At 41.2% G+C, this 12,729-nt stretch carries 9 protein-coding genes and 1 riboswitch; all 9 genes read right to left on the bottom strand.

Annotation, left to right across the window (positions count from 1 at the left end; translation table 11 throughout):
- Window positions 1-2: 2 nt before the first annotated feature.
- The 9 genes from PBT90_RS05935 to PBT90_RS05895 all read right to left on the bottom strand — a co-directional run bounded on the left by PBT90_RS05935 (window position 3) and on the right by PBT90_RS05895 (window position 12,669).
- Window positions 3-890: a helix-turn-helix domain-containing protein gene (locus tag PBT90_RS05935; protein ID WP_270132012.1), complete on the bottom strand. Its 888-nt coding sequence runs from the start codon at window positions 888-890 to the stop codon at window positions 3-5.
- A gap of 72 nt (window positions 891-962) precedes the next feature.
- On the bottom strand, window positions 963-1,967 hold the full coding sequence (locus tag PBT90_RS05930) for an aldo/keto reductase (RefSeq protein WP_270132010.1): 1,005 nt from the start codon (window positions 1,965-1,967) through the stop codon (window positions 963-965).
- Between the two features lie 370 nt (window positions 1,968-2,337).
- The gene (locus PBT90_RS05925; protein WP_270132008.1) at window positions 2,338-5,010 is read right to left on the bottom strand and encodes an ABC transporter permease; all 2,673 of its coding nucleotides are present in this window, start codon (window positions 5,008-5,010) and stop codon (window positions 2,338-2,340) included.
- On the bottom strand, window positions 4,965-5,303 hold the full coding sequence (locus PBT90_RS05920; RefSeq protein ID WP_270132006.1) for a PadR family transcriptional regulator: 339 nt from the start codon (window positions 5,301-5,303) through the stop codon (window positions 4,965-4,967). The genes PBT90_RS05925 and PBT90_RS05920 overlap by 46 nt, the downstream gene beginning before the upstream one ends.
- A gap of 620 nt (window positions 5,304-5,923) precedes the next feature.
- Window positions 5,924-8,239 (bottom strand): 5-methyltetrahydropteroyltriglutamate--homocysteine S-methyltransferase, encoded by a 2,316-nt coding sequence (gene metE / locus PBT90_RS05915; protein ID WP_264809478.1) that lies wholly within the window; start codon window positions 8,237-8,239, stop codon window positions 5,924-5,926.
- Window positions 8,240-8,418: 179 nt separating this feature from the next.
- Window positions 8,419-8,609, bottom strand: a riboswitch (cobalamin riboswitch).
- 245 nt (window positions 8,610-8,854) lie between these two features.
- A complete protein-coding gene (locus tag PBT90_RS05910; protein WP_264809477.1) occupies window positions 8,855-9,541 on the bottom strand; it encodes a DUF2490 domain-containing protein in 687 nt (228 codons plus the stop codon).
- A 1-nt stretch (window position 9,542) separates the two neighbouring features.
- On the bottom strand, window positions 9,543-10,133 hold the full coding sequence (locus tag PBT90_RS05905; RefSeq protein WP_264809476.1) for a hypothetical protein: 591 nt from the start codon (window positions 10,131-10,133) through the stop codon (window positions 9,543-9,545).
- Between the two features lie 462 nt (window positions 10,134-10,595).
- A complete protein-coding gene (locus tag PBT90_RS05900; protein ID WP_264809475.1) occupies window positions 10,596-10,895 on the bottom strand; it encodes an ArdC family protein in 300 nt (99 codons plus the stop codon).
- A 277-nt stretch (window positions 10,896-11,172) separates the two neighbouring features.
- On the bottom strand, window positions 11,173-12,669 hold the full coding sequence (locus PBT90_RS05895; protein ID WP_264809474.1) for an FG-GAP repeat domain-containing protein: 1,497 nt from the start codon (window positions 12,667-12,669) through the stop codon (window positions 11,173-11,175).
- Window positions 12,670-12,729: the final 60 nt, after the last annotated feature.

Raw genomic sequence — 12,729 nt, 5'->3', positions numbered from 1 at the left:
AATCAATTAAATGAGTTCCGGAATTCCAAGGGTGACATCTTGGTTTTCTTTTTGAATAGTGTACTAAAAGACTGGGAATGCTCGAAACCTAATGCATAAGCAATTTCACTAATTGACAAATTGGATGTGGAAAGTTGTTCCTTCGCTCGTTCAATTAATTTTTCATGAATGTGTTGCTGGGTGTTTTGACCGGTATGCACACGCAGCAGGTCACTCAGATAATTCGGTGACAGATTCATTTGCTTTGCTATATAGTGAACGGTCAACAAGCCTGTTTGCTCCCTTTCAAAGTACTTGTTAACTACCTGTTCAAAGTTGATTAGCAACTGATGATTGCCTATTTGCCGGGTGATGAACTGCCGCTCGTAAAATCGTTTTGAATAATTCAAAAGCAATTCAATCTGGGAAAGAATAATTTCCTGCGTATGCCTATCGATAGTTGCGCACTCCTTATCTATTTTCTTGAGAATCGAAATAAGGCCCTCTTCTTCCTCTGCCGACAAATGAAGCGCTTCGTTGGTTGCATAAGAGAAAAATCCATACCTGCTCATGTTCTGGGCAAGCGGATGCTTCATCAAAAAATCCGGGTGGAAAATCAATAGATATCCTGAGCCGCACTCCATGGTCTGAAGGTCTAATTGTTGAACCTGATTGGGCGATGTGAAACTCAAGACTCCTTTGTCGTAATCGTAATGTTGCTGTCCATATTTTATTTTGCCTTTTGCTTCCCTTTTTAATGCAACGCAGTAAAATCTGTTCACAAATCCTTTCCACACCTCGTCTTCTAAAAAGATACTATCTGCTAAATTAATCATGCTCACCATGGGATGCTTGGGCTCCGGCAAGGACAGCAAGCGGTGAAATTCTGATATTGATTTTATGGTATTCATAGTCTAGATTATACTGTTAAAGCAATATCCGAAGAAAACGACTGCAGGATGAAATGCAGCCGCCATCACAAGTTAATCAATTAGTCCCATGCTAAACTCATCATAGGGCAAGCCTGTGTCAGTACCCAGCGGGACTATGCTTTCCAACTGGGTAAGCTCAGTCTGACTCAGTTTGACATCTACCGAAGCTATATTCTGCTCCAGGTATTTTCTACGCTTAGTTCCAGGAATTGGTAAAATATCTTTGCTCATGATCCATGCTAACGCCAGCTGTGAGGAGGTAATTCCTTTTTCTTCCGCCATGGTCTCTATTAATTTGACCAATTCAATATTCTTGTGAAAATGCGCTTCCTGAAAGCGTGGGATTGCCCTTCGGAAATCATCTACAGGCAAATCAGATATGCTGCGAATATTCCCTGACAAAAAGCCTCTGCCTAAAGGCGAGTAGGCAACAAAACCTATCCCCAGGTCCATCAAGGTTTGTAGCACCCCTCGCTCCTCCACTGTACGCTCAAACAAAGAATATTCGCTCTGTACAGCGGTGATGGGATGAACTGCATGAGCTCTTCTGACTGTATCGGATGATACCTCAGAGAGACCCAAATAGCCCACCTTTCCTTCTTTCACCAGCAAGCCCATAGCCTCGATGGTCTCCTCAATGGGGGTATTTTTATCCAGTCGGTGCAGGTAGTACAAGTCAATGTAATCGGTACCCAGGTTGCTCAGGGAGCGCTCCACCGCCTTTTTCACATATTCCTTGGTACCGTTGATCGCCCAGGTCACTTTGTTTGTATCGTCTATCTCCCAGCCAAATTTGGTAGCCAAGACGTATCTATCCCTGTTTCCCTTGATCGCTTTAGCTATTAGCTGCTCATTTTTGAGCGGTCCATAGAGATCTGCAGTATCCAGGAAATTGCCTCCTAGTTCAAAAGATCTGTGAATGGTAGCTATCGCTTCTTTCTCATCTGCTTTGCCATACATATTGCCTTCTTCGAAACCCGTCATTCCCATACAACCCAGTCCGATTTTCGGAACACGAAGTCCCTGACTTCCCAATGCTATTTTCTTGATATCCATAAATCTTTGTTTTAATGTTAGGACAAAGTTCAGCGAAAGAACCCTCAATCCTGTTTGCAAAACCACAAATGATGTATGCAAATCAAGGATGGGATACGCAATGGGTACGATTTATACATCAAGCAAAGAAAACTTATCGGAAAACTAGGCTATAATAGAAGGAAATTGGGTTTTCACCTTAGCAAACAATGAGGTCTGAATCCTCATTTAGTACAATTCATCCATATAAATACAGAATGATTTATATCTAGTTGAGCCCAAGCCATTTCGAGCACCTTCATTAAACTCGTGGTAGTAGTAGATTTATAAAGCACAAAATTCAGCTCATCTTTACTCTCCAATATGCTCATTTGTGTTTCTTAGCTTTCAATTACTCACTTTTCAGGTTCTTCACCGGGTTGCTCAGAGCGGCTTTTATACCGTGAATTCCTGAGGTGAGGAGACCTATGGCTAAAGTTATCACAGCGGCTACAGCCACAGCCCACCAGGGTGTACTGATATGAAAGACAAAATCATTAAGCCATAGCCCCATAGCCCAGTAGGCAATCGGAGAGGCAATCAGGATTGACAGCAAAACCAACCGCACGAAATTTCCTGAAAGAATATTCAAAATCTGGAAGGTGGAAGCCCCTAACACTTTGCGGATACTCACCTCCTTCAAGCGCTGCTGGATCAAATAAGAAGATAATCCAAATAAGCCCAAACAGGCCAGAATGATCGCAATGGTGGAAAAAAGATTCATAATCTTCCCCAGCTGCATTTCCGACTGATACATTCTGGTATAATCCTCATCCAGGAATTTGTAGGAATAAGGCATTTCTGGCAATACTTTGTCCCAGGTTTTCTCTATAAAATCCAGGGTCTCCGGAATATTCTCCCCGTTGATTTTCACCAACAATCTTCCACCCCAGGAAGCGGTAAACAGAACCAAAGGCTGGATGTCATTTCGTAGGGACTGAAAATGGAAATCTTTAATCACCCCCACCACAGGACCCTGGTCATTAAGGATCATTTCCTTTCCCACGGCTTCTTCTGGGCTCCAGCCGAATTTAGCAGCAGCACTTTCTGTGATGATGTAGTGAAACGCTAGTTCATCATTACCTTCTGAATCAGTCTGCATTACCTGTTGCTCAGTAAAATTAGACCCCGCCAAAAGTTCCAATCCTGTGACCTGAATAAAGTTTTCATCTACTGGATTACCATTCACAGCGATGACCTCATTTTCCGGTCTAGTAGGCAAATTCATACTGTAACCACTGGAAATGCTCACCGGACTGGATCCAGTTCTGGAAACCTCCAGTATCTGAGAATTGGACTTCAGCTCCTTCTTGAGTGTATTGACCTTCTGAAATCCGGTACCCCAGCCTACTGGGAGAGAAAGGATGTGTGACCTATCGTATCCCAAATCCCTGCTATGGATAAAATTGAGCTGCCCTTGCACAATCAATGTGGCTATGATGAGAAACACAGAGATCCCAAATTGAAAGACAGTCAATGATTGCTGCAGCCATTTTGCTGAATCGGTGTTTTTAAAAACTCCCTTCAGCACCTTCATTGGTTGAAATTTGGACAGAATCAGGGCTGGATAAGCCCCTGCGGTTAAACTAATCACCAGGACAAGGCTTAGTGCAAAGCCTATAAATACAGGGGTTAGCAAATCTTCCAAATGCAATTGACGGTTGATCAAATTATTAAAACCGGGAAGAAATAGGTAAACCAATATTATGCTGACCAGTACTGACAATCCGGAAAGCAAGCAGGATTCCCCAATAAACTGCCAAAAAAGCTGGGAAGGCTGTGCTCCGGAAACTTTTCGAATCCCTACTTCCTTGGCACGCTCCACAGATTTGGCAGTACTCAGGTTGATATACGTAAAACAAACAATGACCAATATTAAAAATGCCACTCCTGCTAACATATACAGGTATTCTATGCTTGTGTTGGGCACAAAATCTGAATATGGGGAATGTAAATGCACCCGATCAAAAGGCTCTAAGGTAAAATTGATATTTGCTCCCACATCCGCTGATTCCTTTTCCATAAAAGGGGGGATTTTTTCCGCCAGACTCCCAAAAGAGCTTTGATCTTGAAGAAGCAAGTAGGTGGTGTAATTGGCATTCCAATAGGTGTTATTTTGATTCTGTCCCAAAGAAGAAAATGAAGCCAAAAAATCAAATCGAAACTGGGAGTTATAGGGGTAATCTTCCATTACTCCGGTTACTTCAAACATGGTTTTACTTTCACCGATCTCAAGCCCTTGTCCCACAGGGTTGGAATCCCCAAAATATTTTTTGGCCATGCTTTCTGTCAAAACTACCTTATCGGGACCATTCAGGGCTGTTTTGGGATTTCCTTGTAGCATAGTGAAAGCAAAGGCATCAAAGAAGGTGGAGTCAGCATACATAAAATCCGGTTCTGTAACGGGGCTTCCCTGAAGTTGCAAAATCGCAGCCGATTTACTCATCCGGATTCCTTTCTCAACTTCTGGAAAGGTGCTGGAAAAAACCTGGGCTACCTTCGTACTGGTGAACGTACCCTTTTCACTTTCATCTGAGCCCAAAAAGGAATATTCCATCACTACCCTACCTATTCTTTTTGCATTGGGCTGAAAGGAATCATAGCTCATTTCATGATTGATAAACATGGCAATCAATAAGCAAGAGGTAATCCCGATGGATAAGCCAAGCATGTTGATGAGGGTAGATGTCTTGTTTTTCCAAAGTGTCCTTCTGGCGATTTTAAAATTATTGAGAAACATATCGATGTGATTAGTTTTATATTCGCTGTTTTTGATTCCTATAATTCCCGGCCTGAATAAGAGCAGGACATCCCATATAAACTTGCTATCAGCTTTAAATCTCCCCTCCTTTTCCAAACGATCATGATATAGCTCCAGCAAATCACCCTCTATAGAATCGAGTAATTCTTTAGTGCAAAACCAGCGGAAAAATCGAAGAAACAACCGGGGTGGCTTGATTTCCTTTTGCATCGTATATCTTAGGTAAGCTTGAGTTTCCAGGCTACCTCCGGAATAGAATTCCAAAGCTCTTCCCTAGTTTGTCTGGTATAGTGCATTGCTTCCTTGCCAAGGGCTGTAATACGAAAGTATTTTTTAGGACGACCTGCTCGTTCTTTGGTACTTTCTCCCTCCCTTGATTTCAGGTATCCTTTCTCATCCAGTCTTTTCAGTGCGGTCTGCAAGGCTCCTACACTCACACTGCGATTCAATCTGCTTTCTATTTCATTTTTGATGGAAACCCCATAGGCCTCATCAAATAGGACCCCAACGGTAAGCATGACCACTTCCTCAAATTCTCCTAATTGGTACTTCTTCATTTCAATAGAATTTATTCCTATTTGTAGTATTAAAATAATGCCAAACCAAAAACGCCTTCTAACGTTTGTTTTGACGCCTGTTTGGAATACTTTTCAAGTAAAAGTGGACGATTTCGTTCGGTTTTGGGACAAGAAGATTAAACCCGCATTATGCATTAGCAATTGCAATTACTTCAAAATTAGGCACTACGTTGCTGCTTTCGACTTCAGCATAGCAGCGCTATGCCTCAATCTCCAAACAACCTGATTTTATTGCAATACTGCCCTCATCACGAAAACTAATGCAAAATCCGGGTTAAAGAGAGGAGGGCACTCATGGTTACCAAAAATACAGGAGCCCCTAAATCACTGCTTCATCCCCAGCAGTCACAAACTTGCCGGCAGACTGAATTAAAGTTGCGCTCATTTTTCCGTATACGCTCTTGTTTTTTGATCTCAATAACTAAAAAAACTCCGATTGATCTCTTTGGTGTAAATTTGGGCAGATAGGGAGCAAGACGCTGGAGGGCAAAAAAAATTACTCCAAAAATGCTAATCTAGAAGTTTAACCCCTATGCTTTCTTATTTAATTGATCTTTAAGATGCAAGTAGCCCCGCAAGGCTACCTGCTGTATATCTTCTTAAGAAGCAACTGGATTTTCTATCATTTGTCGTATTTCTCTTGCTGCACTTACCATTTCAATCAAGGCTTTTTTGGTTTCTTCCCAATGGCGGGTTTTCAGTCCGCAATCAGGGTTGACCCAAAGTTGATGGGCAGGAATTACAGCTTGTGCTTTTTCCAAAAGATTGAGCATTTCATCTTTAGACGGCACCCGTGGGGAATGAATATCGTAAACCCCTGGGCCGATTTCGTTCGGATAATTGAAATCAGCAAAGGCGTCTAACAATTCCATTTGCGAACGTGAACACTCAATAGTAATAACATCTGCATCCATGTCTGCAATGTTTTGAATGATGTCATTAAACTCTGAATAACACATGTGTGTATGGATTTGTGTTGCATCATTCACAGCACTTGCAGCTATTCTGAAGGCACGTACCGCCCATTGCAAATAGGCTTGCCAGTCGGCTTTGCGCAAAGGCAATCCTTCACGAATAGCAGGTTCATCGATTTGAATTACTTTGATGTTTGCTTTTTCGAGGTCGCATACTTCATCGCGTATAGCCAATGCTATCTGTGTGCAGGTTTGAGAACGTGGTTGGTCATTTCTAACAAACGACCACTGAAGAATGGTCACGGGACCTGTCAACATACCCTTCACTAATTTTTGGGTTAGTGTTTGTGCATATGACGACCATTTCACTGTCATAGGTGCTGGACGGGAAACGTCTCCAAAAATAATCGGTGGTTTTACACATCTGCTCCCGTAGCTTTGTACCCATCCGTATTTCGTAAATGCAAATCCTTCGAGTTGCTCGCCAAAATATTCCACCATGTCGTTGCGTTCAAACTCTCCATGTACCAAAACATCAATACCTATTTGTTCCTGAAAACGAATAGTCTCTTCTGTTTCCCTGGCAATTAGCTCATCGTATTGTTGTTGGCTTAACTTTCCTTTTTTAAATTTTGCTCTCCAACTGCGTACTTCTGCCGTTTGGGGAAATGAACCGATTGTGGTGGTCGGAAACAAAGGCAAATTCAACGCTTGGTGTTGTATTTTCTTTCGGATGGCAAATTCACTTTCCCGTTGTGCGTGTTTGTCTGTGATAGCAAGCACACGTTCTTTTACCTTGTTGTTGTGCACCAAATCAGAGGTACTGCGCCTGGTGTTAGCCAATCTGTTTTCTTCTAATTTCTCTGCTGCGTTTTGGTCTCCCACTGCTAATTGTTTCAGCGTTACAATTTCATCCAGTTTTTGTTTGGCAAAGGCAAGCCACTGTTTTATTTCGGGATTTAGCGCTGTTTCAAAATCCAGGTCGCAGGGTGAATGAAGCAGTGAACAAGACGGTGCTATCAAAATTCTGTCTTGGCCAATTTTGCGAATGGCCTTATGGATCAGCGCCAGTGAATTTTCAAAATCGTTTTTCCATACGTTTCTACCGTCCACAAGGCCAAGCGATAATTGAGTTTTTGGAGACAGTTTGTCGCTTTCCAAAATATCGTCTAACTGTTTGGGGCAACGCACCAAGTCTAAATGCAAAACGTTTACAGGAAGCGAAAGCGCCAGATCCAAGTTGTCAGCAAAGCAATCAAAATAATTGGCAATGGTGATGTTGATAAATGGAAATGCTTTTCTGATTTCGGCATAAACAAATCGGAACGCTTCTTTTGCTTTGTCGCTTAAATCCAATGCCAAAAATGGCTCGTCAAACTGCACCCATTCTACGCCAGAATCATTTAATCTGTCGAGAACATCCAGGTAAACCGGCAGCAAATTTTTAATTAAGTCCAATCGGTCAAAACCGGCTTCCTTTTCCTTGCCTAAAAGCAAATAGGAAACCGCTCCAATAATCACTGGTTTGGTCACAAAACCTGAATATTTTGCTTCATTAAATTCATCTACAACTTTGGTAGAAAACAGCTTGAACTTTTGGTTTTTATGGAATTCGGGAACAATGTAATGGTAGTTGGTATCAAACCATTTTGTCATTTCCATTGCGGTAATATCCAATCCTTCTTTCTGATAACCTCTGGCCATGGCGAAATACAGGTCAAGTTCGGTTTTCTTGTTGTTCAGAATTACTTCATGGTAACGTTCGGGAATTGCCCCGACCGTTAGGGACATATCCAACACTTGATCGTAAAAGGAAAAGTCATTGGAGGGAATTAGGTCAATCCCTGCATTTTTTTGGATTTGCCAATTTTGCTGACGGATACTGTGTCCTGCGTTTATCAGTTCTTTAACCGATGTTTTGCCTGACCAATACTGTTCACAGGCTTTTTTCAATTCTCTGTTGCCACCAATTCGCGGGTAGCCTAGATTGCTTGTTAGCATTTTGTTGGTTTTTAAATGATGAATAAATCAGTTAAAAGCCCTTTTGCTGAACTTCACAATGCTTGGTAGGAAATGAATAGTAAGAAAGGGAATACATCCAAAACGAAAAAAGACACAATACTCCCCTAGTATTATGCTGGATGTATCAGACCTGACTAGATGCTTCAAATCGCGAAAGCATTGTCAATTCGGAACAGGCAGGTCTCCTGACTTGTAACAGTTTTACCTTCCTTCCCATCCTATTAGTAGAACAGTGGATTTATATTGGCAAAACCTTTTGGTGTTACTTACAGTTGCGCGACAGTTCGTGATTTTCACACGATTCCCTATTAATACACAGTTAAGTATAACCTTTTCCGGTTGATGAAGAAATAAAGTAAAGAACTTATAGGGGGCGAATATACGATAAATTTAGAAACCCAAATTTTTAATTGTGAGGGGCAGGTTCTCCGGTTCGCATTTTTGTTCTGGGGTCAGCTTTAGCTCCCTAGCAGATGGAGCGAGTAAAATTTATTAATGCCTGTGTTTTTTAAACGTGAAAAAATTCGTGCTGCTCATGTGAATTTGTCAAGTTATCCTACCCTACTTCCGGCAATGGTAGAGAGATGCCTGGAGTCAAAAGCTATAAAAATACCCAACCTTTGCCCATAGACGAGTTCGGAAACCTTCCTGAATAAATTTGTCGGTACGGTAATCTAAACTCCACTCTAGTTTTTGACTGGAAGCAATCAGTTTACCGAGGGATAATACCAAGCGATTTTCGATTTCGAACTCCCCGCCCTGAAGACTAAAAATAGGTTCATTAGATAAAAGCAAATAATGCTCTCCAGGATCTAAGGTACTCCCTGAAAGCGGAATTTCTGTTGCTAGTCGGTACCGAAGTCTGATTTCTAAGGGATCACCTTTGGTGAAGGTTTGATCTGTACGAAAACGATGTGCCAGTTTCAATCCTCTCAGGCGGTTTACTGCGGCAAATTGCTGAATAATCCTATTGGCATTTGCCCCCTTTTGAATTCTGTGAAATACCCCAAATGCGATACTTTTTGAAGGGTTCAATTTGAAATCATAAAAACCCATCAAGTCCGTCCTGTAGTGGGTGAATTGCAATTCATCTTTTTGATCGCCGGAATTGTTATAGAAAATATCCTGATGCTCAATTTTAAAAATTATCTTTTGATCATTCTTCAACTTCTTAGTTAGTGCTGCTTCGGGAAAGAATCCAGTAAAAAACTGAGGGTCCTGAGCAAAAGAAGTCTCCAAACTTAGAAGTAACAGTAAACTAGTCAAGTAAAACTTTCTCATCTTAATACAAGAGGTTTTCACTAGGTACCAAGGCTATTTTGCGTTTAAAGATGAGAGTGCCCTTTTCAGAAAACAAGCCCTCAAATAGCTGCGAGGCTCCAGTCTCATCAGGACCTACAAATTCTATTTCGAAGCGGGTCAGGATTCCTTCTAGACTATTCTCATCAAAAAAATCTTCCAGGTCGTCTGCTTTGCCAGAATATTGGATTTGAATCCGTTTTATATCTGAACTTTTATACTCATCAAGAAGATAATCCTCCAAGCCAGCTTGAACTTCCTTTGGTAGCTCTTTAAAATCTACCTCAATTTCTACGTCTTGAATCAAACCCAAAGAGTCAAATTCTACGCTATAAAACTTACCTATTAACTTGAATTTGGCTTCATAGGAATACCCTGATTCGAAGATTTCCTGATACCATTTTGGTCTTTTTGTAGTTTCGAAAGCATCATAGAGCCAATCTCTGGCCTCTTTAGGAACTTCTTTTTCCTCCACACGAAGCTCTCTCTCGATTTTGTCCTGAGCAAAAAGAGCCCCGGAGATCATCCAACAGAAGATCAGAATTGGAGTAGGTTTGAGAATAAGTTTTAGCATGGATTTCATTCTTGAGCAATCGTAATTGAAATAAATACGATAAACTTAAGTAAAAGCTTAAAATTTAATGGATTTATTTGCCTTTTTCCCTGCTTAATTGAAGTCCGATCGACCTTAGGACAGGGTGGGATCGCCATAAGTATCCATCTTATTACCAAATTCTGAATGGTATCGGCAGTTTACTATTTTCAGTTTTTTTGGATTGGAACCTATCACCATTCTTTATGGAAAAAATTTTATCTGATTATCCGCAATGATGCCAATAGTTAAAGAATGAGGCTGGATAGTAGCGGATAATCGTCCACCGACAACAGTCCACTGCCCACAGCACGTAGAAAAAAACCTTAACCCATAATTTCTCTCGCTACTGGTAAGAAAGCGGATAATCATAAAATTTTAAACGGAGAAATTATTTCAGAGACTAACCCAGCCTATTAAACCTACTGTTTTGCCATTTCGACCTCATGGGAATTTCCTGTGCGGGAATTTACCAGTAAGCTGATGGTGTGGACCACAGGATAATAAAAGCCAAAGATTGATCCCCTTGTAGGGTTTCTTGGTCAGGTAGTTGGATGGCATTCCCATCTCATGCCAAGGCTGCTTCCAGGGTATCACCCCCTGCTCCAGTTTCTCAATAATCAGGTCGGTAAACTTCTGATAGATATCCGGTGATCCCTTTGGGCTTTGTTTACCTCGCTCCTTGTTTCTTCCAAAGTCTTTTCCCCCTTTTCTCTTAGTGGATGTTTTTGCTAGTGTCTTCATAGTCTTTTGTGTTTTGGTTTGACAAATACTTATGAAGCTGCACCAGCCTGAGACCGGCACTACCTGCAAGAGGAAACGGAATAAATCAGCAAAGGCAAGTGCGTGGGCTTTATGCCGAAGTCTCTTGCCTCGTGTGACGGGATCAGGCTAAATTGGCGGAAGAAGGAATGGAAAAAATCTTATTTTCATACAGAGTGTCTAGTGGAAACTTGCTAGTCAAAACCCATAATTTAGCCTACTAGAATCAAATAAATGAACAGTTAATAAGGTTGAACCTTTAAAGTCCTGGGTTAAAAAACAATCTTATTGCTCCCCGGCGGATATTTTCACTTCTACTGGTGTTTTCAGCCACTGCAATGTCAATAAAATCATTTCCATCAAAATCATTCATAGTTACATCGTATAGCTCAGCATCCTCATGGATGAAAGTATGAATTGCCTCATCAAACTGCCCAGCCCCTCGGCCATATAGAATACTAAAATCCCTGCTCTCTGCATTTAAGGTGAATATATCCAACAAGCCGTCGTTGTTCAGGTCTATAATTTTAATGTGAATCGGACGCTCCCCTACCTGAAACTTTCCTGACTCTGCAAATAATCCTTTACCATCATTGAAAAGCACCTGAACAAAGTTTGAAGAGGCCATCAACACTACATCCAAATCACCATCTCCATCTAGATCTCCAAGCCCTATTTCCCTTGATACTTCATCGAAATATTGGGAGCCTAAAAACAAATCTGGATTGAGATAGATTATTTCCGTAGGGTTAGAAAAGCTACCTGTGCCATCCCCCTTAAAAACCACTAGCCCTATTCCATTTTCACCACCTGGATACGGTGTTTGTACAATTGCAATAATATCCTCCGTATTATTCCCATCTACATCCCCAATGCTGAAGTTTAATGGGTAGCCAATTTTTAGATCTTTGATATCTTGGTCAATTACATTACCCACAAATAAAGGGTCTGCCAGTTTACCACTCTGGTTCAGATATAAGCCAAAATAATCTATTACAGAGCCTCCCGCCACTTCTGTAAGAATATCAGGAAAACCGTCTCCATTGGCATCTAGTATTTCAATAGGCTCACCGCTGTAGGAGCCAGTATGTTCTAATGCTTCTGGTGCACCTTCCGCTTTACCTTTAAATAACTCCATTGTAGTCGGGTTGGCAAAGGCAAAATCTTGGATTCCGTCTTGGTCAAAATCCGCAACTGCCAAATATCTCCCTACCTGATTACTGTTTGGGTCACCAAATAAGCTAAGGTCATGATAGGCTGTAAAACCTCCATTCCCACTTCCAAACAACACCCGTAAAGGCTCTAAATTTCCACCTTGGGGATGTCCATCTAAAGTCCTAATGCTAAATACAAGGTCAACTATTCCATCACCATTGAAATCACCGGACGATAAATTCCCCGTAATTCCTGTAAAATCATAATTAATAACATCTGTTCTTTCTGAGGCACAGGTAATCACAATGTCGCTCACATTGCCAGCTATATTTCCTCCACCATTGGACACCTCACAAATTTGACCATCAGCAGCTGATATAAAACTGACTTGATAAGCTTCGCCCAATGCAAGCATATCTGAAAAAGTAAAAGAGTCACCACCAAAGGTTTCGGAATTCCCGTTCAGCCTCAATACAACTTCTCCTGAATTCCCTAAAATTTTCCCTCCTATGCTAAAATCGTCCGGTTGATCATCATTACCAGTATCACATGCAGCACTGAAAAAGCATAACACTAAGATTAATATTACTATTCTACCCATAACTAAATGTGTTTTTATGTATGTGTCGAGCTGAAAACAAGTTCCAAACATCAGATCCTT

Origin of the sequence: Algoriphagus sp. TR-M9, from assembly GCF_027594545.1 — a bacterium.
Lineage (GTDB): Bacteria > Bacteroidota > Bacteroidia > Cytophagales > Cyclobacteriaceae > Algoriphagus > Algoriphagus halophytocola.
Note: the sequence above shows the minus strand (reverse complement) of the source record. Positions and strands in the feature narration are given on the sequence as shown.

Bases quoted from the DNA above. Each gene is read 5' to 3' on its own strand.
- PBT90_RS05935 (WP_270132012.1), bottom strand. From the start codon at position 890: ATGAATACCATAAAATCAATATCAGAATTTCACCGCTTGCTGTCCTTG.
- PBT90_RS05930 (WP_270132010.1), bottom strand. From the start codon at position 1,967: ATGGATATCAAGAAAATAGCATTGGGAAGTCAGGGACTTCGTGTTCCG.
- PBT90_RS05920 (WP_270132006.1), bottom strand. From the start codon at position 5,303: ATGAAGAAGTACCAATTAGGAGAATTTGAGGAAGTGGTCATGCTTACC.
- metE (WP_264809478.1), bottom strand. From the start codon at position 8,239: ATGCTAACAAGCAATCTAGGCTACCCGCGAATTGGTGGCAACAGAGAA.
- PBT90_RS05910 (WP_264809477.1), bottom strand. From the start codon at position 9,541: ATGAGAAAGTTTTACTTGACTAGTTTACTGTTACTTCTAAGTTTGGAG.
- PBT90_RS05905 (WP_264809476.1), bottom strand. From the start codon at position 10,133: ATGCTAAAACTTATTCTCAAACCTACTCCAATTCTGATCTTCTGTTGG.
- PBT90_RS05900 (WP_264809475.1), bottom strand. From the start codon at position 10,895: ATGAAGACACTAGCAAAAACATCCACTAAGAGAAAAGGGGGAAAAGAC.
- PBT90_RS05895 (WP_264809474.1), bottom strand. From the start codon at position 12,669: ATGGGTAGAATAGTAATATTAATCTTAGTGTTATGCTTTTTCAGTGCT.